At 65.5% G+C, this 21,481-nt stretch carries 21 protein-coding genes; 15 read left to right on the top strand and 6 right to left on the bottom strand.

Annotated elements, in window-relative coordinates; all coding sequences use genetic code 11:
- Window positions 1-11 precede the first annotated feature (11 nt).
- On the top strand, window positions 12-740 hold the full coding sequence (locus E8L99_RS04660) for a lysophospholipid acyltransferase family protein (RefSeq protein WP_137098452.1): 729 nt from the start codon (window positions 12-14) through the stop codon (window positions 738-740).
- A gap of 4 nt (window positions 741-744) precedes the next feature.
- Here E8L99_RS04660 and uvrC read toward each other — a convergent pair whose 3' ends face one another.
- Window positions 745-2,745 (bottom strand): excinuclease ABC subunit UvrC, encoded by a 2,001-nt coding sequence (uvrC, locus tag E8L99_RS04655; protein WP_137098451.1) that lies wholly within the window; start codon window positions 2,743-2,745, stop codon window positions 745-747.
- Window positions 2,746-2,761: 16 nt separating this feature from the next.
- Window positions 2,762-3,541 (bottom strand): SDR family oxidoreductase, encoded by a 780-nt coding sequence (locus tag E8L99_RS04650; RefSeq protein WP_137098450.1) that lies wholly within the window; start codon window positions 3,539-3,541, stop codon window positions 2,762-2,764.
- 538 nt (window positions 3,542-4,079) lie between these two features.
- Between E8L99_RS04650 and E8L99_RS04645 the strand changes: the two genes are divergently transcribed.
- The 4 genes from E8L99_RS04645 (at window position 4,080) to E8L99_RS04630 (ending at window position 6,423) form a co-directional block, all read left to right on the top strand.
- Window positions 4,080-4,751, top strand: coding sequence for an outer membrane protein (locus E8L99_RS04645; protein WP_137098449.1), 672 nt, complete (start codon window positions 4,080-4,082; stop codon window positions 4,749-4,751).
- Between the two features lie 126 nt (window positions 4,752-4,877).
- Window positions 4,878-5,642 (top strand): heme ABC transporter permease, encoded by a 765-nt coding sequence (locus E8L99_RS04640; protein WP_137098448.1) that lies wholly within the window; start codon window positions 4,878-4,880, stop codon window positions 5,640-5,642.
- Window positions 5,643-5,644: 2 nt separating this feature from the next.
- Complete coding sequence (ccmD, locus tag E8L99_RS04635; RefSeq protein ID WP_137098447.1) at window positions 5,645-5,839, top strand: heme exporter protein CcmD; 195 nt, start codon at window positions 5,645-5,647, stop codon at window positions 5,837-5,839.
- Window positions 5,836-6,423, top strand: coding sequence for a DsbE family thiol:disulfide interchange protein (locus tag E8L99_RS04630; protein ID WP_137098446.1), 588 nt, complete (start codon window positions 5,836-5,838; stop codon window positions 6,421-6,423). Before ccmD ends, E8L99_RS04630 begins: the two co-directional genes overlap by 4 nt.
- A 74-nt stretch (window positions 6,424-6,497) precedes the next feature.
- Here the strand turns inward: E8L99_RS04630 and E8L99_RS04625 are convergent, their stop codons facing one another.
- Together E8L99_RS04625 and E8L99_RS04620 are read right to left on the bottom strand one after the other, a co-directional pair.
- Window positions 6,498-6,869, bottom strand: a complete 372-nt coding sequence (locus E8L99_RS04625; RefSeq protein ID WP_137098445.1) for a hypothetical protein — start codon at window positions 6,867-6,869, stop codon at window positions 6,498-6,500.
- A gap of 4 nt (window positions 6,870-6,873) precedes the next feature.
- Window positions 6,874-8,241, bottom strand: a complete 1,368-nt coding sequence (locus E8L99_RS04620) for a sulfite oxidase (RefSeq protein ID WP_137098444.1) — start codon at window positions 8,239-8,241, stop codon at window positions 6,874-6,876.
- A 247-nt stretch (window positions 8,242-8,488) separates the two neighbouring features.
- Here E8L99_RS04620 and E8L99_RS04615 point away from each other — a divergent pair, with 247 nt between their 5' ends.
- Window positions 8,489-9,925, top strand: a complete 1,437-nt coding sequence (locus E8L99_RS04615) for a homospermidine synthase (RefSeq protein WP_137098443.1) — start codon at window positions 8,489-8,491, stop codon at window positions 9,923-9,925.
- 3 nt (window positions 9,926-9,928) lie between these two features.
- Here the strand turns inward: E8L99_RS04615 and E8L99_RS04610 are convergent, their stop codons facing one another.
- Window positions 9,929-10,432 (bottom strand): CinA family protein, encoded by a 504-nt coding sequence (locus tag E8L99_RS04610; protein ID WP_137098442.1) that lies wholly within the window; start codon window positions 10,430-10,432, stop codon window positions 9,929-9,931.
- A 27-nt stretch (window positions 10,433-10,459) separates the two neighbouring features.
- Window positions 10,460-11,458, bottom strand: a complete 999-nt coding sequence (locus E8L99_RS04605; protein WP_168201568.1) for a DUF1624 domain-containing protein — start codon at window positions 11,456-11,458, stop codon at window positions 10,460-10,462.
- 145 nt (window positions 11,459-11,603) lie between these two features.
- Here E8L99_RS04605 and E8L99_RS04600 point away from each other — a divergent pair, with 145 nt between their 5' ends.
- The 9 genes from E8L99_RS04600 (at window position 11,604) to E8L99_RS04560 (ending at window position 21,481) form a co-directional block, all read left to right on the top strand.
- A complete protein-coding gene (locus E8L99_RS04600; protein WP_137098440.1) occupies window positions 11,604-12,659 on the top strand; it encodes an ABC transporter substrate-binding protein in 1,056 nt (351 codons plus the stop codon).
- 11 nt (window positions 12,660-12,670) lie between these two features.
- Window positions 12,671-13,465, top strand: coding sequence for an SDR family NAD(P)-dependent oxidoreductase (locus E8L99_RS04595; protein WP_137098439.1), 795 nt, complete (start codon window positions 12,671-12,673; stop codon window positions 13,463-13,465).
- A gap of 5 nt (window positions 13,466-13,470) precedes the next feature.
- Window positions 13,471-14,886: an allantoinase AllB gene (gene allB, locus E8L99_RS04590; RefSeq protein ID WP_137098438.1), complete on the top strand. Its 1,416-nt coding sequence runs from the start codon at window positions 13,471-13,473 to the stop codon at window positions 14,884-14,886.
- Window positions 14,887-14,957: 71 nt separating this feature from the next.
- Entirely contained in the window at window positions 14,958-15,803 is an 846-nt protein-coding gene (locus tag E8L99_RS04585) for an ABC transporter ATP-binding protein (RefSeq protein ID WP_137101955.1), read from the top strand.
- 1 nt (window position 15,804) lies between these two features.
- On the top strand, window positions 15,805-16,584 hold the full coding sequence (locus E8L99_RS04580) for an ABC transporter permease (RefSeq protein ID WP_137098437.1): 780 nt from the start codon (window positions 15,805-15,807) through the stop codon (window positions 16,582-16,584).
- 38 nt (window positions 16,585-16,622) lie between these two features.
- A complete protein-coding gene (locus tag E8L99_RS04575; protein ID WP_137098436.1) occupies window positions 16,623-17,645 on the top strand; it encodes an ABC transporter substrate-binding protein in 1,023 nt (340 codons plus the stop codon).
- Between the two features lie 33 nt (window positions 17,646-17,678).
- Window positions 17,679-19,121 (top strand): amidohydrolase family protein, encoded by a 1,443-nt coding sequence (locus E8L99_RS04570; protein WP_137098435.1) that lies wholly within the window; start codon window positions 17,679-17,681, stop codon window positions 19,119-19,121.
- Between the two features lie 93 nt (window positions 19,122-19,214).
- Window positions 19,215-20,321, top strand: a complete 1,107-nt coding sequence (locus E8L99_RS04565; protein ID WP_137101954.1) for a polyamine ABC transporter substrate-binding protein — start codon at window positions 19,215-19,217, stop codon at window positions 20,319-20,321.
- A 14-nt stretch (window positions 20,322-20,335) separates the two neighbouring features.
- Window positions 20,336-21,481 carry an ABC transporter ATP-binding protein gene (locus tag E8L99_RS04560; protein WP_137098434.1) on the top strand — a complete coding sequence of 382 codons (1,146 nt, stop codon included), beginning with the start codon at window positions 20,336-20,338 and terminating at the stop codon, window positions 21,479-21,481.

Genomic DNA, 21,481 nt, shown 5'->3' with positions numbered 1-21,481 from the left:
GAAACCGCCTGATGCTGTTGTTGCGTTCGCTCGTCTACAACCTCTTTTTCTACCTCTGGACGCTGCTGCTGATGGTGGTGATCCTGCCCTTCCTGCTGTGGCCAACGTCACGGCCGATCCTGTTCATCGGGCTGGTCTGGGGGGTCGGCAATCTCTGGGCACTCAGGGTCATCTGCGGCACGACCTATGAGTTCCGGGGTGCCCAGAACATTCCGGACGGTCCGATCCTGGTCGCGGCCAAGCACCAGTCGGCCTGGGAGACGTTCGCCTTCTTCCTGCATTTTCGCCGTCCGGCCTATGTCTACAAGCGCGAACTCGCCTATGTGCCGCTGTTCGGCTGGCTGATCTGGAAGGCCGACCAGATTCCAGTCGATCGCGGCAAGAAGGGTGTGGCATTGGCATCGATCACCGACGGCGCGAAGCGCGCCGTGGCCCGTGGCCATCAGGTGATGATCTTTCCGGAAGGCACGCGCCGCGCGGTTGATGCGCCGCCCGACTACAAGTTCGGCGTGACCCATCTCTATTCGGAGCTCGGTGTTCCCTGTCAGCCTGTCGCGCTCAATGCCGGGCTGTTCTGGCGCCGCCGCTCGATCATCCGTAGGCCTGGCAAGGTGCTGGTCGAGTTCCTGCCCCCGATTCCACCTGGGCTCCCTCCCGAGGACTTCGCCGCGCGGCTCGAGCACGACATCGAGACCGCGACGCGCCGGTTGATCGAAGAGGCGCGTGCGGCTGGCGCCTGAGCCTTCAGGCGTTGGGGTGGAAGAAGTCGAAGACTGCCTTGGCGGTCGCGGCGTTGACACCCGGCGCGCCCTGCAGGTCGTCGAGGCTTGCTCGCTCGATCGCCTTCAGCGTGCCGAAATGATTGAGCAGCGCGCGCTTGCGTGACGGGCCGATGCCGGCGATTTCGGCAAGGCCGGCATCCTTGATGTCCTTCTTGCGCTTGCCGCGATGGGCCCCGATGGCGAAGCGATGGGCCTCGTCGCGCAGGCGCTGGACGAAATAGAGCACGGGATCGCGCAGTTCGAGCCGGAATGGCTCGCGGCCTGGAATGAAGAAGGTCTCGCGCCCGGCTTCGCGGTCGCGGCCCTTGGCAATGCCGACCAGCGGCACGTTGTCGATTCCGAGATCGGTCAGGATCTGCCGGGCGGCGGTCAGTTGCCCCTGGCCACCGTCGATCAGCACCAGGTCTGGCCAGGCGGATTCCGCCTCATCGTCGACGCTGGCTTCAGTCTCCGCGGCGGCACCGTCCTTCAAGAGCCGCTTGAACCGTCGCGACAGAACCTCGCGCATCATGCCGAAATCGTCACCGGGGGCGATATCCGACTTGATGTTGAAGGTGCGGTAGTCCTTGCGCCGGAAGCCTTCGGGGCCGGCCACGATCATGCCGCCCACCGCATTGGTGCCCATGATGTGCGAGTTGTCATAGACCTCGACGCGCCGTGGCGGCTTTTCCAGTCCGAAGGCCTCGGCCAGCCCGGTCAGCAGCTTCATCTGGGAAGCGCTCTCGGCAAGCTTGCGGCCAAGCGCCTCGCGGGCGTTCTGGGCCGCGTGATCGACCAGATCCTTCTTCTCCCCGCGCTTGGGGGTGGCCACTTCGATGCGTCGGCCGGCGCGCGTCGACAGCGCCTCGGCAAGCAGGCCCTGGTCCTCGACGTCGTGCGACAGCAGGACAAGGCTCGGCGGGGGACGGTCGTCATAGAACTGGGCGACGAAGGGTCCGAGGACCTCGGCGGGCTCCATCGAGCGGTCGGCCCGGGGGTAATAGGCGCGGTTGCCCCAGTTCTGGCCGGTCCGGAAGAAGAAGACCTCGATGCAGGTCTGGCCGCCCTGCTGGGTGGCGGCGAAGACATCGGCCTCCTCGACGCCGCGCGGGTTGATGCCTTGCGTCGACTGGATCGCTGACAAGGCCGCCAGTCGGTCGCGATAGACGGCCGCGCTCTCGAATTCGAGATCGGCGGAAGCCTGCTCCATCTGGGTGGCCAGAACCTGCTTCACCGTGCTGCTGCGCCCCGACAGGAACAGCTTGGCTTCCTTGACCAGCTCGTCATAGCCGGTCTGGTCGATCTCGCCGGTGCAGGGACCCGAGCAGCGCTTGATTTGGAACAGCAAGCAAGGCCGCGTGCGGCTCTCGAAGACGGGGTCGGAGCAGGAGCGGATGAGGAAGGCGCGCTCCAGGGCATTGATCGTGCGGCCGACGGCGCCAGCCGAGGCGAAGGGGCCGAAATAGTCGCCCTTCATGGAGCGCGCGCCCCGATGTTTGACGATACGCGGCGCGGAATGGTCGGCGGTGATCAGGATATAGGGGAACGACTTGTCGTCGCGCATCAGCACGTTGAAGCGCGGGCGAAGCTGCTTGATCAGATTGGCTTCGAGCAGCAGCGCTTCCGTCTCGGTCTTGGTCGAGACGAATTCCATCGCGCTGGTCGCGGCCACCATGCGGGCAATGCGGCTGACAAGGCCGGTCGGGCGGGCATAGGAGATCACCCGCTTGGCGATCGACTTGGCCTTGCCGACATAGAGCACGTCGCCGTTCGCACCGATCATGCGATAGACGCCGGGTCCCTTCGGGGCATGCCTTACCGCCTGCTTGATGACATCGATGCCGGCGGCCAGCGGTCCGGGCGCTGGTGCTGCTTCGTCCTCAGGCACCAGATCGAGCGCGAGCTCCTCAGCCTCGTCGGCTTCGACGGGGTCGAGGTCGGCGAGATCGGGATCGATATCGATGGTTCCGGGCTTTCGGCTCATGGCTCGCGAATCGGGTTCATTCCTTGATGCCCCACACATCGGCCGACTGCCAGATCAGATGCTGGCCGGCATCGACCGCCAGCACCTGGCCCGTCACCGATGTTGCTCCCGCGAGATAGACGACAGCCTCGGCAATCGCCTCGGGAGGGCTCGCGTGGCCGAGGATCGTTGCTTCAGCCTGCTGGCGGAAGTCGCCGGGATCCTGCCGTGTGTTGGCAAGTGTCGGGCCTGGCGCGACCGCGTTCACGCGGATGGCCGGTCCGAGCGCCTGGGCCATGGTCTTGGTTGCCGCCGCAAGGCCGATCTTGGTCAGCGTGTAGGAGAAGAATTGCGGCGTCGGTTTGAACACCCGCTGGTCGACGATATTGACGATGGCGGAACCCCGCGGCGCCTGCGCGGCGAAATCCTGGGCCAGGAATGCGGGTGTCTGCAGGTTGACCCGAAACTGCCGGTTCCAGCGGTCGCGGGTGAGATTGCCGATATGGTCCTCCTCGAAGGCGCTCGCGCTGTTGACCAGCAGCGTGAGTGGGCCGAAGGGGCGTGCCGCCTTGGCAATCAAGGCATCGACGGCGTCGGGCTCGGCGAGATCGGCTGAAACGGTCGCGGCCCGCCCACTGCGCTCGCGAATGTCGACCGCCAGCTGTTCTGCTTCGGCTAGCGAGCGGTTGGCGTGAATGACCACGGCATAGCCGGCATCCGCGAGAGCCAGGACGATGGCGCGGCCGACACGGACGGCTCCGCCGGTCACGAGGGCGATTTGGGCGGGCCTATCGGCTGAGGCCTGGGGGGAGGTCATGGTCGCGGCCTTCGATGAATGTGTCGGGTGAGGATCGAAGATGGGGTTCCGGCCGCCTTCCTGCCACGGTGCGTGTGCGGGCGGAAATGCCTGGATGCCGCAGCAGTGCGGAGCGCTTCACCTTGGGCAGGCGGCTCGAGGGATGCCCTGCCAGGTGAGGTGCCGCTGTTCGCGCGTGGATCGACTTGGGGAGACCCTGAGCCGCCGCACGATTGCCACGATCACGACACGAATGAGCGTAAATCTACAGCAACATTTATCCGGATTGTAGCATTTAACGGCACGATACTAGATTGTAACACATTATTTCCAACTGTGGCCGCCGAAATCGCGTCTCATTTCAGTCAGATTGCAATGAAAATGACTGTATCCGTCGCAGAGATGCGATCGCGGAAGCCGCATTGGTAACGCTCCATTAACGACGGTGCCAGCGAAGACGCGAAAATGCGAACGAATGCGGTTATAGTTCGTTCACCGCTTTCGATAGGGACGGCTGAGGGGGCGACCTCCAGTGGCGTTCGTTGGACAGGAGTTGACGATGAAAAAAGTGATCTGGGCAACGGCGATCGCCGCCACCCTCGCCTCACCGGCCATGGCCGCCGACCTCTCGGGCCGCCGGGCTATTCCGGACGCCGTCTATTCACCGGTGATCGCGCCGGCTGGCGTCTGGACCGGCTTCTATGTCGGTGCCCATCTCGGCCTCGGCTTCGGCTCGCGCTTCAACAACACTGCCGGCTATGCCATGGGCGGCGCCTCGGGCCTGCTCGGCGGCGTCCAGGCCGGCTATGACTACCAGATCAACCGCTTCGTCGTCGGTGGCGTTGCCGACCTTTCCTACGGCGGCATCAGCCGTCGCTATGTGGCAGCAGGGCCGATCGACGTGCGTGCCAGCCAGAACTGGAGCGGCTCGCTGCGCGGCCGTCTCGGCTATCTGGTGCAGGACAACATGCTGATCTACGGCACCGCAGGTCTCGCCCTCGGCAATGTCCGGGCCCACGAGAACAGCCCGCTCATCGTCAGCCAGTCGCGTTCGCTGGTCGGCTGGACCGCCGGCCTCGGCGGCGAGTACATGTTCACCCGCAACATTTCCGGCCTGCTGGAATATCGCTACACGGGCCTGACGCGCGCCGACTACACCAACATTGTTGGCACCCCGCGCATGGGCTTCGAAGGTCACCAGATCCGCACGGGCGTGAACTACCGCTTCTGATCGGATCCACATTCCACTTTGCCACGGCCCGGGCCCTGTCCCGGGCCGTTTGCGTTGGCGCAAGGCTATCGCGAGGCGTTTCGCCATATTGCGCGCGATCCGTCGCGCCTCTAAGTGGTGCTCATCATGGCGCTTCTCGATCTCGCCAACCCGACCCGGTTCCTGGCGTTCACCGCCCGCATCCTGCCCTGGCTCGCGGCGGGTACCTTCGTGCTGTTTGCCGTGGCCGGCTACCTCGCCTTTGCCTCAGCTCCGGACGATTACCAGCAGGGCGCCACTGTCCGGATCATGTTCATCCATGTGCCGGCTGCCTGGCTGTCGCTGTTCTGCTATTCGCTGATGGCAGTCTCGGCGCTCGGAACCCTGGTTTTCCGGCATCCTCTGGCCGATGTCTCAGCCAAGGCGGCTGCACCCATCGGGGCCGCATTCACCTTCATCTGCCTGGCGACCGGTTCCTTGTGGGGCCGGCCCATGTGGGGAACCTGGTGGATTTGGGACGCGCGACTGACGTCCGAACTGGTTCTGCTGATCATGTATCTGGGGCTGATCGCGCTGTGGCGAACGGTCGATGATCCCGGCCGAGCCGGCCGCGCCGTCGCGGTGATGACGCTGGTCGGTTCGGTCAATATCCCGATCGTCAAGTTCTCGGTCGACTGGTGGAACACGCTGCACCAGCCCGCCTCGGTGTTCCGTCTGGGCGGTCCGACCATTCACCCGTCCATCCTGGTGCCGTTGCTGGTGGCGGCCCTCGCCTTCACCGTTCTGTTCGTGGTGCTCCACCTTGCCGCCATGAGGAACGAGGTGCTGCGCCGTCGTGTCAGGGCGATCCGGTTGGTCCATGCGCAGCGTGAGAGCACGCCGGCCCATTTCGAACCGGCCGCGGGGGGCTGATCATGTTTGGTCCGGACTTCCTCGGGCAGGGACCCCATGCGGGGTTCATTGTCGGGTCCTATCTGCTGACGGCTGCGACCGTTCTCGGGCTGATCGTCTGGGTGGTCGTTGACCACCGCCAGCAGCGCGCCGTGCTGGCCGATCTCGAACGCCGCGGTCTGACCCGCCGATCCACTCGCCAGGGGGACCAGCCATGAGCCCCGCTGTCGACAGCCCCGATTCTGAAAGCCCCGCACCAAGGCGGCGTGCATGGCTGGCGCTGCTGCCGCTGGTTTTGTTCGTGGGCCTGGTCGTGTTGTTCGTGGTGGGGCTGCGCGGTGATCCGCAGCGCCTGCCATCGGCCTTGATCGGCCGCGACGCTCCGGTCTTCAGCCTCGCGCCCTTGCCCGAGAGCGGCCGGCCCGGCTTCTCGACCGCCGATCTCAAGGGGCAGGTCACCGTCGTGAATGTCTTCGCGTCCTGGTGCGTGCCCTGTCACGAGGAGCACCCGATGCTGGTCGAGCTTGCCCGCGACACCCGAATCCGGATGGCCGGCATCAACCAGAAGGACCAGCCCGACAATGCGCGCCGGTTCCTCGGCCGTAACGGCAATCCCTATCAGCTGATTGGCGTCGACCCGAACGGGCGCGCCTCGATCGACTGGGGCGTGTACGGCGTGCCGGAGACCTTCATCGTCGGTCGCGACGGGCGGATCGCCTACAAGCATGTGGGGCCGATCACGCAGCAGAGTCTTGCCACCGTGATCCGGCCCGAGATCGAAAAGGCGCTGGCCCGGCGCTGACCCGGCCGCCCCCGTAAAGGGGAGTGCGTGTCGGGGGCCTCTTGCCTCACGCCCTCGCTAACCCGGCTTCGCCGTTATCGTTGCGGCTGGAACGGATTGCGCCAGTTGCCGCCGCCCTGCTGGGGTGCCCGCGGCGGGAAGGCCGCCGAGAGATAGTCGAGATAGACCTTCCGGTCGGCCGCCTCGGGTTCGGGCATGGCGTTCTTCGCCACCATCTGGTCGATGATGTCGTTCCATTGAGCCCTGGTCATGCCGATGCGGGTGATCAGCCCGGTCGCATGGCAGGCGGTGCATTGGTAGAAGGTTTCCTCTCGCCCAGGGCCCGCTGGCCACACCTCCGGGGTCTCGGCGCCCGGCTGGAACGCGGGTTGCTGGGCAAGGGTCGGATGGGTGGCCGCGCCGGCCAGGACGGCCAGCGCGACGAGCAGTGCACGGGGGAGATGCATGGGCTCAACCAATCAGAACGGCAATCCGGTGGAAGGGATTGGCGCCATAGCCCTGCGGGTTCCAGTTGGCCGCGACATGGGGCTGGTACCGGCCGGAGCGGTCCTGCGCCCTGGTCCACACCTCGTAATAGCCGTCGGTCGGGAATTCGATCGTGCCGCTCCAGCGTCGCCAGTCGTAGCGGTTGCGAAGTTCTGACATGCGCATCGGCCGCCATGTCTGGCCGAAGTCGACAGACACATCGACGCGCCGGACATCGAGATCGCCTGCCCACGCGGCACCGCGGATGTCGAGGCGGCGCGTACCTTTCGCGAGCTTCGTGCCGTTGGCGTGGCTCGTCAGGATCGAGCGCACCGGCATGGAGTGCATGTCGGCGAAATTCTCGCGGCCATCGACATTCGACCCGGGAACGATCGGAACGGTCGGGATGCGATAGCTCGTGCCGCCCATGCCGGCGCCGTCATGGACCTTGTCGCGGACCCAGACGCGGGTCAGCCATTTTGGCGAGGTGGAACCGGGCCAGCCCGGCGTGATGATGCGCACTGGGTCGCCGTGGATGTGCGGGATCGGCTGGCCGTTCATGGCGAAGGCGACCAGGGTGTGCCGGTCCATGGCCTTGGCCATCGGCGTGCCGCGGGAGATCGACTGCCGCGACGCATCGCCCGAGAGGTGCGGATCGGCGCCGAAATAGCCGGTGTGGACAGCGGAGGGCTTCACACCTGCCGCCTTCAGCACGTCGCGCAACGGCACACCAGTCCATTCGGCGCAGCCGATGGCACCATTGCCCCACTGGTTGCCGCGGGCCTGCGGCGAGAAGGCCGCGCGGCCATTGCCGCCGCATTCCAGCTGGAGCCGATAAGTTACAGCCCGGAAGCGGCTCTTCAGCTCGCCGACGGTGAGGCGCAGCGGCGTGTTGACCTCGCCATCGATGACGACGACATGCGCATCCGGGTTGGCGGTCTCAGGGCCGATCTGGCCGTTGTTGCGGACGAAGAACTTGTCGGTCGGCGTGGTCGCGTCGTCGAGGAGGTGCTCCGGCGTTTCGGCGACCAGCGGCCGGTCCTGCAGCAGGATCAGGCCATTGGACTTGCCCGGATAGGTCAGCGGCTGCGGACCCGATGGTGCGGCCGCCGGCGCGGCGGGCGGCGGAGGTGCGGTCTGCGCCATGGCTGCCGGGATCAGGCCTTCAGGCAAGAGTTCCGAATAGACAATGGTGCCGCCGACGGCTGCGGTCATGGCAGCAAGGCCGGCCCCGCCGAGGAAACCACGGCGGGAGGCGCCCCTGCCCTCGGCGCGACGGCCGAAGATCTCGGCCTCGGCACGGGCGGGATCGTCGCGATACAGTTCGCCGACAGAGCGTTCCAGCTTCGTCATCGTCTTCTCCCCTTGATGCGATTTGTTCGTTGGCCTGACCGGCATCCCGGTCGACCGTTGAACTATAACCGAGGCGCCGATCACGGCCAGAGACTTGTTCCGTCATCGTCCCGACACAGGAAAGTCGTTGACGGGAGGGACTTGGCGTGGCCAATGCGCGCCATCATCGATGGGGTTCCGTCCGAGCGGCCGGGACCCCGTCTTGCGTTGTCCTGAAGCCTAGCAGCTGTCCGTTCTGGAGACTTCCATGAGCCAGTGGCCTGTCTATCACGAAATCACCGGCCCGATCGTCATGATCGGCTTCGGCTCCATCGGCCGCGGCACCTTGCCGCTGCTGGAGCGCCACTTCACGTTCGACAAGAAGCGGCTTGTGGTGATCGACCCTGTCGATTCCGACCGGCATCTCCTGGACGAGCTCGGCATCCGCTACATCCAGGCTGCTGTCACCAAGGACAATTACAAGAAGCTGCTCAAGCCGCTGCTCACCAAGGGCGGGGGCCAGGGCTTCTGCGTCAACCTGTCGGTCGATACCGGTTCGGTCGACATCATGGAATTCTGCCGCAAGCTCGGCTGCTTCTACATCGACACAGTGGCCGAGCCCTGGGCCGGCTTCTATTTCGATTCCTCCAAGGGTCCGGCCGCGCGCTCCAACTACATGCTGCGCGAGCGCGTGCTGGACGCGCGGACGAAGAACCCGGGCGGTACCACGGCGGTGTCGTGCTGCGGCGCCAATCCGGGCATGGTCTCCTGGTTCGTCAAGCAGGCGCTGCTGAATGTTGCGACTGATCTCGGGCTGACCTTCACGGAGCCGAAGTCCAAGGCCGAGTGGGCAGCGCTTGCTGCAAAGGCGGGCATCAAGGGCATCCACGTCGCCGAGCGGGATACCCAGCGCTCGAAGAAGCCCAAGCCGCCGAACGTCTTCGTCAACACATGGTCGGTCGAGGGCTTCGTGTCCGAAGGCCTGCAGCCCGCCGAACTCGGCTGGGGTACCCACGAGACCTGGATGCCGAAGAACGCGCGCAAGCACCGCAAGGGCTGCGGCGCCGCGATCTACCTGCTGCAGCCCGGCGCCAATACCCGCGTGCGCTCGTGGTGCCCGACCATGGGCGCGCAGTACGGGTTCCTGGTGACCCACAACGAGGCGATCTCGATCGCGGACTATTTCACGGTGCGCGATGCGGCCGGGAACGTCACCTACCGGCCGACCTGCCACTATGCCTATCACCCGCCAAACGACGCCGTGCTGTCGCTGCACGAGATGTTCGGCGCGGCCGGCAAGCGCCAGCCGTCCTGGCACATCCTTGACGAGAACGAGATCGAGGACGGCATCGACGAACTGGGCGTGCTGCTCTACGGCCATGGCAAGAACGCCTATTGGTATGGCTCGCAGCTCTCCATCGAAGAGACCAGGCGGATCGCGCCCTACCAGAATGCCACCGGCCTGCAGGTCTCGTCGGCGGTCCTGGCCGGCATGGTCTGGGCTCTCGAGAACCCGGAAGCCGGCATTGTCGAGGCTGACGATGTCGATTTCCGCCGTTGCCTCGAGGTCCAGCGGCCCTATCTCGGACCGGTGATCGGTGCCTATACCGACTGGACGCCGCTGGAAGGCCGCCCCGGCTTCTTCCCGGAGGACATCGACACGTCCGATCCCTGGCAGTTCCGCAACGTCCTGGTGCGCGACTAAGCCTCAGAGGGCTTTGGCGAGCATCGCCAAAGCGGTGATCGCAAAGACCCGCATGTTGGCGGCGCGGTCGCCAGATCCTGTCTCAAGGGTCTGGACCTCCACCGCTGTCGGGCCGTCGATGGCGAGGCAGGCATGGCCGGCGGCATCGCCATAGCGATTGCCGCTGGGCCCGGCGGCGCCGGTTTCAGCCAGGCACCAGCCGGCTCCGAGCCGCGCTCTTGCCGTTCGGGCCAGCAGCTGGGCATAGGGCTCGGATGCCGAGCGCATGCCCTGCATGTCGTCAAGGGTGATGCCTAGAAGCGCTTCGCGGGATGCCGCGGTGTAGACGACCGCGCCCCCCAGAAAGTAGGTCGAAGCGCCGGCCTGCGAGAGGAGCGCCGACGAGATCAGCCCGCCGGCGGAGGACTCGACCACGACAATGGTCTCTCGGCGCGCAACCAGCGCGTGCGCCACGTCCGCGGCGACCTCTGCGAGTTGCTGGTCGAGTGTGGCGAGATCCTTGGTCATGGCGGTTTCCTTTGTTTCGGCTGGGGATCAGCCGCGGCGGCGCTGCGGTACGCAGGCGCGCGCCATTTCGCCGATCTGTGTGGTCTGTTCCGGCGTCAGGCGATTGGTGATCAGCCGGTCCCAGAGACCTGCGGCGCGGGCATTGTCGGCGGTGCAGGAACAGGCCCGCTGGCAGATGTCGGCGGAACCGCCAGATGCGGCGCAGTTTGATCGGCAGTCGTTCATGAATAGCTCGCCGCGATCGACGGTTGCGGGCCTTACACCGGTTACATTGGCAAGGCCGAAGAGCAGCGCCAGGAACACCGGCTGGTGGACGAGATAGATCCACAGGCTGCGGCGGCCGCCCCAGACGAGCAGGCGCGTGAACCGCCCTTCGGCACGCCAATGAGCCCATGCGCCATCGGGCAAGCTCTCGAGAATCGCGCGCATGGCCACGATGCCCGCTAGCACGGCCGCGGCCCAGGGAAAGAGCGGAACGAAATCGATCGAGTTCGGCGATGTCGTGCTGAGACCGAGCCATGCAAGGGTCGGGTGATCGAAGGCCGGTGACCGGAATGCGAGCGGCAGTGCGGCGACCACGATGGCGGCCAGGGCTGCGACAACCCGGGGCATGCGCAGAAAGGGCAGACCCAACACGCTCATCAGGGCGATCAGGTGCAGGATGCCGAACGTCACCATGGCCTGCGGCATGGCGAAGTAGCTCACGATGGTGACGAGCGTGGCGGCGCCGGCCACCAGCGCCAGACGCCTGAGATAGGCCGCGCGGTCACGGCCACGGTCATCCGCAAGCACAAGGCCAGCGCCGGCCAGCGCCAGGAAACTGCCGGCGACCGCATGGGCAAACCAGGCCATGGCAGGCTCGAATGGCAGGCTTTGGCGGACGAATCCGAGATAGGCGAGGTCCCAGCTCAGGTGATAGGCGAACATGCCGAGCAGGGCGACGCCCCGCAGCGCGTCGATCATGTCCAGACGGCGTGAGGGCGGGGAGAGCGTGCTGGACGGAATCATCGTCTGATCTTCGGTCATGGGCCTCGATCGGGCAACCGAAGGCATGGCGCTGCCCTGGACAGTCCGTTGCCTAACAAGAAGGCAATATCTGCCTACATTATGCAATTGCCCCTTGGTCAACCCGCTCCTAGCCTCGCCGCCGTCACTTCAAGGAGGCTGCGCCATGGGTCCGATCTACTCTCGCCGCACGTTCGGTGCCCTTGCCTGCGGGTCTCTGGCCGCTGCCGCCCTGGGGGCTCCCGCCATTGCGCAGACCCTGACGAAGCTCAAGATGGTGCTGAACTGGCGCTACCAAGGGCCGCAGAGCTGGTTCTTCATCGCGCAGGACAAAGGCTATCTGCGCGAGGCCGGCGTCGAACTGGAAATCGACCAGGGCAATGGCTCGGGCGCCGCGGTCGGTGCGGTCGCGTCCGGTTCGTATGACATGGGGTTCGGCGACATTAATGCGTTGATGGTCCTGGCCGGCAAGAAGCCGGCGCCGGACCCGTCGACGCCGATCGGCATCTACATGATGTTCAATCGTCCGCCCTTCACCATCGCGGTGAAGGCCGATGGCCCGATCAAGACGCCGAAGGACCTCGAGGGCAAGACCCTTGGAGGTCCTGCGAACGATGGCGCGCTGCAGCTCTTTCCGGCCTTCGCCAAGCTCGCCGGCGTCGACGCATCCAAGGTGACCATCACCAACATGGCGCCCAACCTGCGCGAGCAGATGCTCCAGCGCGGCCAGGTCGATGGCGCCTTCGGCTTCGTCAACACGATCCGCTTTTCGGCGAAGCTCGCCGGCATCGATCCCGACAAGCAGTTCCGCTTCATCAATTACGGCGACCACGGCATGGACCTCTATTCCAACTGCCTGATCGTCTCGCGCAAGCTGGTCGCCGAGAAGCCGGATGCGCTGAAGGGCATTGTGCGGGCCTTCAATCGCGGTCTTGTCGACACGCTGAAGGACTATGACGCCGCGGTGGACTCGGTGGCCAAGCGCGAGCCGCTGATCAACAAGGCGGTGGAGAAGGAACGCCTGATCGCAACCCTTCAGGACGAGATGGGCCACCCGGAGATCGCGACCCTTGGTCTCGGCGCGCCCGATACCGCGCGACTCGCCAAATCGATCGCGATCGTCAAGGAGGCGAACGCCCTGCCGCGCCTGCCTGGCACCGACGAGATCTTCAACGACGCGTTCCTGCCGCCCATGGCCGAACGCATCCGGAAGCTCGGCTGAGGCTCGCGATCATGGATTTCAACATGAAGGGCCGGGTGGTTCTCATCACGGGACCGGCCAAGGGCATGGGTGCGGCCGTGACGCGCCTGTTTGCAGCGGAGGGCTGCCGTCTGGCGCTGCTTGGCCGCGACACTGGAGCCATCGAGCCGGTGGCTGCCGAGGCGCGCGCCAAGGGCGCGGAAGCGATCATCGTCGGCTGCGATATCACCAAGGGCGCCGATTGCGACAAGGCTGTCGAGGCGGCGAAGACGGCCTTTGGCGGCCGGATCGATATTCTGGTCAATGTCGCCGGCGGCTCCGGTCCGATCGGCAAGACCGGCTGGGAAACGACGGAGGAGGAGTTCGACGAGATCGTCGACCTCAACATGCGCGGCTGCTTCAACACGATGCGGGCGGTGACGCCGACCATGATCGAGCAGCGCTACGGCAAGATCGTCAATGTCGGCGGAACGTTCGGCATGCGTGGTCGGGCCGGACGCATGGCCTATTCCGCATCGAAATGGGGCCTGCGCGGCATCACCAAGAGCTTCGCGCTCGAGGTCGGGCCGCTCGGCATCAACGTCAATTGCGTGGCACCCGGCATGATCGAGGGCGAGCGCTTCCGGACCAAGGTGATCCCGGACATGGCCAAGCGCCTGGGCATCACGGAGGAGGAAGCGGTCAAGCATCACGCCGCCGATTACGCGATGCGGCGCATCTCGACCGATGTCGATGTCGCCAATGCCTGCCTGTTCCTCGCCTCCGATGCGGCACGCCAGATCACCGGTGTCGACCTCCCGGTCGATGGCGGCTGGGCCATGCTGTGAGCGACATGATGCATGATCTGCTGATCACAGGCGGCACTGTCGTTACCGGCGACAGCCGGTCTGTGGCCGACGTCGCTATCAAGGACGGCCTGATCGCAGCGGTCGGTCAGCCGGGCACGCTCGGCTCCGCGACCGAGACGCTTGATGCGACCGGTCAATTCGTCTTGCCAGGTGCCATCGACGTCCACGTCCATTTCCGTGAACCCGGCTACACCCACAAGGAAGACTGGGAGACCGGGACTGCGGCGGCCGCCATGGGCGGCACGACCACCGTGTTCGAGATGCCCAACACCCATCCGCCCACCCGCTCGGTGGTGGAACTGCGCCAGAAGCAGGAGGCCGCGAAAAAGGCCTATGTGGATTTCGGCCTCTACGGGCTGCTTGCGGAAGACAATATCGACGAGTTGCAGGGCTTGATCGACGGCGGGGTCAACGCCTTCAAGTGCTTCATGGGCAATACGTTCGGTAACCTGCCCTCACCCTCCACCGGCGCAATGCTGGAAGGTTTCGAGATCGTCGCGCGCTCGGGCTTGCGCATTTCGCTTCACGCCGAGACCGCCTCCATCATGGCCTGGCGGCAGAAGCGCCTGGTCGAGGCTGGCCGGAACGATCCGCTCGCCCATATCGCAGCGCGGCCGGCTGTCGTGGCTGCCGAAGCGGTCGCCCGCGCAGCCATCCTCGCCGAGTGGACCGGCGCGCGCGTCCATGTACTGCATATCTCGTCGGCCCTCGAACTCGGGCCGCTGCGCGATGCCAAGGCGCGCGGCGTCGACATCACGGGCGGCACCTGCCCCTGCTATCTCCTGCTCGACAGCAGCGACTATGCACGGCTCGGTTCGGTCATCCGGGTCAACCCGCCGGTGCGCGATGCCGCCGATTCCGAGGCGATCTGGGCGGCGCTCAAGGACGGTACGGTCGACCTGATCGAGACCGATCACGCGCCGCACACGCTGGAGGAGAAGACCAAGTCCGTGATCTGGGAGGCTGACTGCGGCTTTCCCGGCGTCGAGACGCAGATGCCGCTGATGCTCAACCAGGTGTCGAAAGGCCGGATGAGCCTCGAGGACTATGTGCGCTATTCCGCGGAAGCCCCCGCCAAGCGCTTTGGCCTGTTCCCGGTGAAGGGGCGGATTGCCGCGGGCGCGCATGCCGATATCGCCGTGGTGGACATGGCACGCAGCGAGACGATCCGCGCGGCCGGTCTTCAGTCGCGCGGCAAGGTTACGCCGTTCGAGGGCGAGACAGTCACCGGAATTCCGATCCACACGCTGGTGCGCGGCCGCTTCGTCCAGAGGGATCGGACGCTCGTGACCGGAGCGAAGGGTCACGGCCGCCAGGTGACCGACATCCAGAAGATGCCGACGCCCGTGCTCCACAACCAGGACCAGACCTTGGCATCCGTCTTGCGAGGTCCGGGATGACCGGACGTCCGGCCACAGGAGCCGCCATGCCCCCCGCGCTCGCCGCAGTCGCCAAGACCGTGACTGCCCAAATGTCAGGCAGTCCGGTGCCGTCGCGGCCGAAGCCGTTCATTGAATTCGAGAAGGTGACAGTCACGTTCGGCCGAGGCGCCAAGCAGGTCCAGGCGCTGTCGGAGACCTCGCTGGAGATCGCCGAGGGCGATTTCGTGGCGCTTGTCGGTCCGTCCGGATGCGGCAAGTCCACGCTTCTGAAGCTGGTCGGCGATCTGATCAAGCCGTCGTCCGGCTATGTCTATGTCGCGGGTCGCGAGATCGGCGCCCAGCCGGTGCGGATCGGCATGGCTTATCAGAACCCGACCCTGCTGCCGTGGCTCAACATCCGCGACAACGTGATGATGCCGCTGAAGATCGTGCCGCCCTTCCGGGGCGAGTTCCGCGCGAAGCGCAAGACCGAGTTTCGCGAGCGTGCCGAGGCGCTGCTGGCGCAGGTCGGGCTCAGCGGCTTTGGCGACAAGTTTCCCTGGCAATTGTCCGGCGGCATGATGCAGCGCGCCAATCTTTGCCGCGCGCTGATCCACGAGCCGGAGCTTCTGTTGCTCGACGAGCCGTTCGGCGCGCTCGACCAGTTCACCCGCGAAGAGCTTTGGCAGATCATGCAGGAGCTCTGGATGACCAAGAAGACGACCGTTCTTCTGGTGACTCACGACCTGCGCGAGGCCGCTTTCCTCGGCAACCGCATCTGCGTGATGTCAGCGCGTCCGGGCCGCATTCTCGACGATTCCGAGGTGGCCTTTGCGAGGCCGCGCACGATCGACATGACTTACCAGCCCGACTTCGTCGCGCTGAACCAGCAATTGCGCAGCCTGATCGTTTCGGCGCGCGGTGGCACTGGCATCGTTCAGGCAGGGAGCCACTGACATGGAACGTCTTGTGGAGCTTGCCCGGGAGAAAGCCGCCTCGATCGGCCTGATCGTCGGTGTCTTCGTGTTCTGGGAACTGGCCTGCCTGGTCGGCGGCATTTCCGACATCGTGCTGCCGCGCCCGACCCAGATCGTCGCCTCGCTCTGGCAGTACTGGCCGGCCATCTGGCCGCACACCTACCAGACCCTCTACACGACGCTGGTCGGCTTCGGCTTCGGCGTGGTCATCGGCATGTTCTTCGGCGTGCTGATCGGCTCGTCCAAGCTCGCCTATGACACGGCCTATCCGCTGCTGGTCGGCTTCTCGTCGATCCCCAAGGTCGCGGTCGTGCCGATCTTCGTCCTCTGGTTCGGCGCCGGGACGGTTCCGGCGATCCTGACTGCCGCGATCATCTGCATCTTCCCGATCGTCGTGAATGTCGCGACCGGCATCGCCACCGTCGAGCCGGAGCTGGAAGACGTGATGAAGACGTTGAAGGCGTCGAAGTGGGACATCCTGTGGAATGTCTCGCTGCCGCGCTCCATGCCCTATTTCTTCGCGTCCCTGAAGGTCGCCATCACGCTGGCTTTCGTGGGTTCGGTCGTGGCCGAGACGGTCGCCTCCAACCGCGGCATCGGCAACATGATGATGATCGCATCGTCGACCTTCAACGTGCCGCTGGTCTTTGCCGGCCTGTTCGTGCTCGCCGGCCTCGGCGTGGGTCTCTACGCGATCTTCTCGGTGTTCGAATCCCGGGTGACTGGTTGGGCGCACCGCAAGGATCTCGCCGTCACCTGACCGGATTTCCTCCCAAACCCCGACCTTGAGGACCTGACATGACCCTTTCCCGTCGCCTGGTTCTTGCTGCCGGCACGTCGCTGATTGCAGCCCCCGCGCTCGCTCAGGCCCGCACTGCCATCAAGTTCACGCTCGACTGGCGGTTCCAGGGCGTCCATTCCTGGTACTATCTCGCGCAGGACAAGGGCTATTTCCGCGACGCCGGCCTCGACGTGACCATCGACCAGGGCGAGGGCTCGGCGGCGACCGTCACGCGGATCATGGGCGGGGCCTATGATGCGGGCTTCGGCGACATCAACGCGATCATCCAGAACGCCGCACAGCGGCCGGGCGAACAGCCGCTGATGGTCTACATGATCTACAACAAGGCCCCGTTCGGCGCCGTGGTGAAGGCCTCCAGCGGCATCAACACGGTCAAGGACCTCGAGGGCAAGAAGCTCGGCGGTCCGGCAGGCTCGGCCACCACGCGCATGTGGCCGGCCTTCGCCAAGCTCAACGGCCTCGATCCCGCCAAGAACGAGATCATCAACATGGCGCCCAACCTGCAGGAGCAGATGCTCATCCAGGACCAGGTGCAGGCCTCCCTGATCTTCACGCTGACCAGCTACATGAACCTTGTCGGCATGCGGCAGGACCCGGACAAGGACTTCCGCTGGTTCATCTTCGGCGATTATGGGATCGCTTCCTATTCGAACGGCATCATGGTCTCGCAGAAGCTCGCGAAGGATAATCCCGGCGCCGTTCGTGGCCTGGTCGGCGCGGTCAACAAGGCGATGAAGGAAGCGCTTGCCAACCCGACCGCCGCCATGGCGCCGATGACCAAGGTTGAGCCGCTGTTCAATGCGGCGCTTGAGGCCCGGCGCGTCGACTATGCCGCAAAGACCTCGATGATCACGCCGGAAGTGCGGTCGCTGGGCTTCGGCGATGTCGATGATGCCCGGATGACCAAGGCCATCGGCCAGATCGTCGATGTGTTCCAATTGCCGAAGACGCCCGCGCCGGCCGATGTCTTCAGCCGCGCCTTCCTGCCGCCAGCAGCGGAGCGTGCGGTCGGCGCCTGACGCCTTCAACGCCCTTGGTCGAGTGAGCCTGCCATGACCCGCATCCTGACAGCCGCTGCCATCATCGACGCCAGCGGCCAGAGCCGGGGGCCATCGGCGATCACGTTTGAGGGCGACCGCATCACGTCGGTTGCGGCCCTGCCGGCAGGTGCATCCTTCGACGACGTGCTGGTCATGCCGGCGCTGGCCAACGCACACGACCATGGACGGCAGGTGCGGACCTCGTCGATCGGCGGCTTCGGCAAGCCGCTGGAAATCTGGCTGCACCGGCTCCAGCTGTTCGGACCGGTCGATCCATATCTGGCGGCGGCAGCGCCTTTCGGTCGGGCCGTGCTCGGCGGCCAGGGGGCCTCGATGGTCCACTATACCCGCGCCCAGGGCCTGACCGACTATGTGAGCGAAGCGAAGGTGGTGGCGCGGGCGGCCAAGGACGTGGGTCTCAGGATCGCCTTCGGCATCGCGCTTCGCGACACCAATCCGCTGGTCTACGGCGACAGCCAGCCGATCCTCGCGGGCCTATCGGATGCGGCTCGCGCCGAGGTCGAAGGCCGGTTCCTCAGCCCGCCGATGAGCGTGAAAGACCAGCTGGCCCGCGTCGATGCGGTCGCCGAGGCGATTGCCTCGCCGATGGTCGATGTCCAGTACGGTCCGAATGGCGTGCAATGGTCGACGCCCGCCCTGCTTGAGGCCATCGCGGAAGCATCCGCTGCGACCGGGCGGCGGGTGCACATGCATCTGCTCGAAACCAAGTACCAGCGCGCCTATGCCGACCAGCATTTCCCTCAAGGCATTGCCCGACACCTGAAGGACATCGGTCTGCTCTCGACGCGCCTGACGCTCGCCCATTGCACCTGGGCGACGCCGGAGGATCTCGCGATCATCGCCGAGAGCGGCGCGACCATTTCGGTCAACACATCGTCCAATCTGGCGCTGCGTTCGGGTCTTGCTCCGGTCGCCGCCATGCTGAAGGCCGGCTGCAAGGTGGGTATTGGCATCGACGGACAGGCCTTCGACGAGGACGATGATCTGCTGCGCGAAATGCGGCTCGTCTGGTCGCTGCATGCCGGCTGGGGCTTCGACGCGGAGGTCTCGACGGCGGATGTGATGCGGGCTGTCTTCGTCAACGGCCATCGCTCGGTCAATTCGCCGGTGACGGGTTTGATCGAGGCTGGTGCGCCGGCGGATCTGCTGGTCATCGATCGCGCCGCGCTCGACGACGATGCCCTGATGCCGGTCGATCCGGTCGATCTCCTGTTCGCGCGAGGCGCTGCCCGCCATCTGAAGGAATCGATCGTGGCCGGCCGCACCGTCGCGCTCGTCGGCAAGGTCTCGGGCGTCGATCTCGATGCGATCCATCGGGAACTGCGGGCACAATTGCGCGCCGGCATGGCTGATCGCGAATCGTTCCGTTGCGTCCTGCCGGAGCTTGAAACCGTCATCTGCCAGCACTTCAGCGACCGCCTCGGCTGCTGCTGAGCGGGCAGGGGCCGTCACACCGCCTCTTGGAAATCAGCAGCAGGCAAGGCATGGTCGCCTCCGCCGGACAAGGGGGCTTGGATCGACATGACGATGGTTGACGCGGTGAAGCGAGGCGCAATGGCTCTGGCGGCGTGCGCTGGCCTTTGGGCTGTGTCACCCGTTCAGGCTCAGGCGCCGCGCGAGCTCCGGATCTTCAACTGGTCGAACTATATCGACGAGCAGGTGCTGCGCGACTTCGAGCGCGAGTTCAACGCCAAGGTCATCTACGACACCTATGATTCCAACGAGGTGCTGGAGACCCGCCTGCTGGCCGGACGGACCGGTTATGACATCGTGGTGCCGTCTGCGCCGTTCCTGTCGCGCCAGATCGCGGCCAATGTGCACCAGCGGCTGGATCCGGCAAAGATCCCGAACCTCTCCAACATGTGGCCGGACATCCAGCGGCGGATCGCCGCCTATGATCCGGGCAATGCCTATTCGGTCAACTATCTCTGGGGCACGACCGGGATTGGCTACAATGCCGCGAAGATCCGCGAGCGCATGCCCGATGCGCCGCTCGATTCCTGGAAGCTCGCCTTCGATTTCGACACGCTGAAGCGCTTCAAGGATTGCGGCATTCATTTCCTCGACACGGCCGAGGACTTCCTCCCCTCGGTGATGCGCTATCTCGGCCGCGATCCCAATTCCAAGAAGCCGGAAGACTGGGAGGCCGCCGCCGCCCATGTCCAGATCTTGCGGTCGCTGGTCACCAAGTTCCATTCGTCCGAGTACATTTCGGCGCTCGCCAACGGCGATATCTGCCTGGTCGTTGGCTATTCGGGCGACATCTTCCAGGCTCAGAAGCGGGCGCAAGAGGCCAATAACGGGATCGACATCCAGTATGTCATTCCGAAGGAAGGCGCGCAGATGTGGTTCGACCAGATGGCGATCCCCGCCGATGCGCCGAATGCCGATCTCGCCCACGCCTTCATCAATTACCTGATGCGGCCGGAGGTGATCGCGAAGATCGCGAGCTTCGTGTCCTATGCCAGCGGCAATCTCGCCGCGCGCCCGCTGGTCGCGCCGGCCGTGCGCGACAATCCTTCCGTCTATCCGCCGGATGCGGTGATCGCGCGGCTGTTCACGGTGACCAGCCCGGATGCGCGCCTGCAGCGGACCATTACGCGCGCCTGGACCCGCGCGAAGACCGGACGCTGAGGCTGCGCGCGACCGTGAACGCATCTCAGTCCGCCGCCCCCGTCGCGCCTTCACCCTGGGATGATCCGTCGGTTCTGCCGCTGGTGACCTTCGATCGTGTCACCAAACGCTTTGGATCCGAAACAGCCGTCGATGGCCTGTCGCTCTCTATTCATGAGCGGGAGTTCTTCGCCCTTCTTGGGCCGTCGGGCTGCGGCAAGAGCACGCTCATGCGCCTGCTCGCAGGTTTCGAAACGCCGACCGAAGGCCGCGTGCTTCTGGCCGGGAACGATCTCGCCGGCGTTCCGCCGCACCAGCGGCCGGTGAACATGATGTTCCAGTCCTATGCACTCTTTCCGCATATGAGCGTGGAGAAGAACGTCGCCTTCGGACTGGAAATGGATGGCATTGGCCGCGACGAGATCCGCGATCGGGTCGCGGCCATGCTGACCCTCGTGCGGCTCGATGCCTATGCCAGCCGAAAGCCACATCAGCTCTCAGGCGGCCAGCGCCAGCGCGTCGCGCTGGCCCGAGCGCTGGTGAAGCGTCCGAAGGTGCTCCTGCTCGACGAGCCTCTGGGCGCGCTCGACCGCAAGCTGCGTGAAGAGACGCAGTTCGAGCTGGTGGCGCTGAAGGAGCGCCTGGGCATGACCTTCGTCATCGTCACCCATGATCAGGATGAAGCCATCTCCATGGCGAGCCGCATCGCCGTTATGGACAAGGGGCGCGTTGTCCAGGTGGCGCCACCCCGGATCATCTACGAACAGCCGGCGAGCCGTTATGTTGCCGGCTGCATTGGTGACATCAACATGGTCGAGGGTCTGGTCGCCGCGGTCGATGGGCGCAGGGTGACGGTGTCGACCGAACTTGCCGGCGACATCGCGCTGGAGTGCGCCGAGGCGGTCGCGGTGGGTCATCGGGTGGCGGTGGCTTGGCGTCCGGAGAAGACACGGCTCGTCCGCGGAGCTGAGCCGATCGCCGGTGGGCGGATCGTCTTGCCGGGCCAGGTCCGCGATGTCGGCTATCTCGGCGACTGGTCCACTTACGTTGTCGAGACGTCAGGTCAGACGCTGCGCGCGGCGGTCGCCAATGTGACGCGGCTCTCCGACCAGCCGATCGTTGCCGGCGAGACGGTGCGCCTGGTCGTTGCGCCCGAAGCCCTCATCCTGCTGACGCGGTGA

The sequence above is a fragment of the Phreatobacter aquaticus genome, from assembly GCF_005160265.1.
GTDB lineage: Bacteria > Pseudomonadota > Alphaproteobacteria > Rhizobiales > Phreatobacteraceae > Phreatobacter > Phreatobacter aquaticus.
Note: the sequence above shows the minus strand (reverse complement) of the source record. Positions and strands in the feature narration are given on the sequence as shown.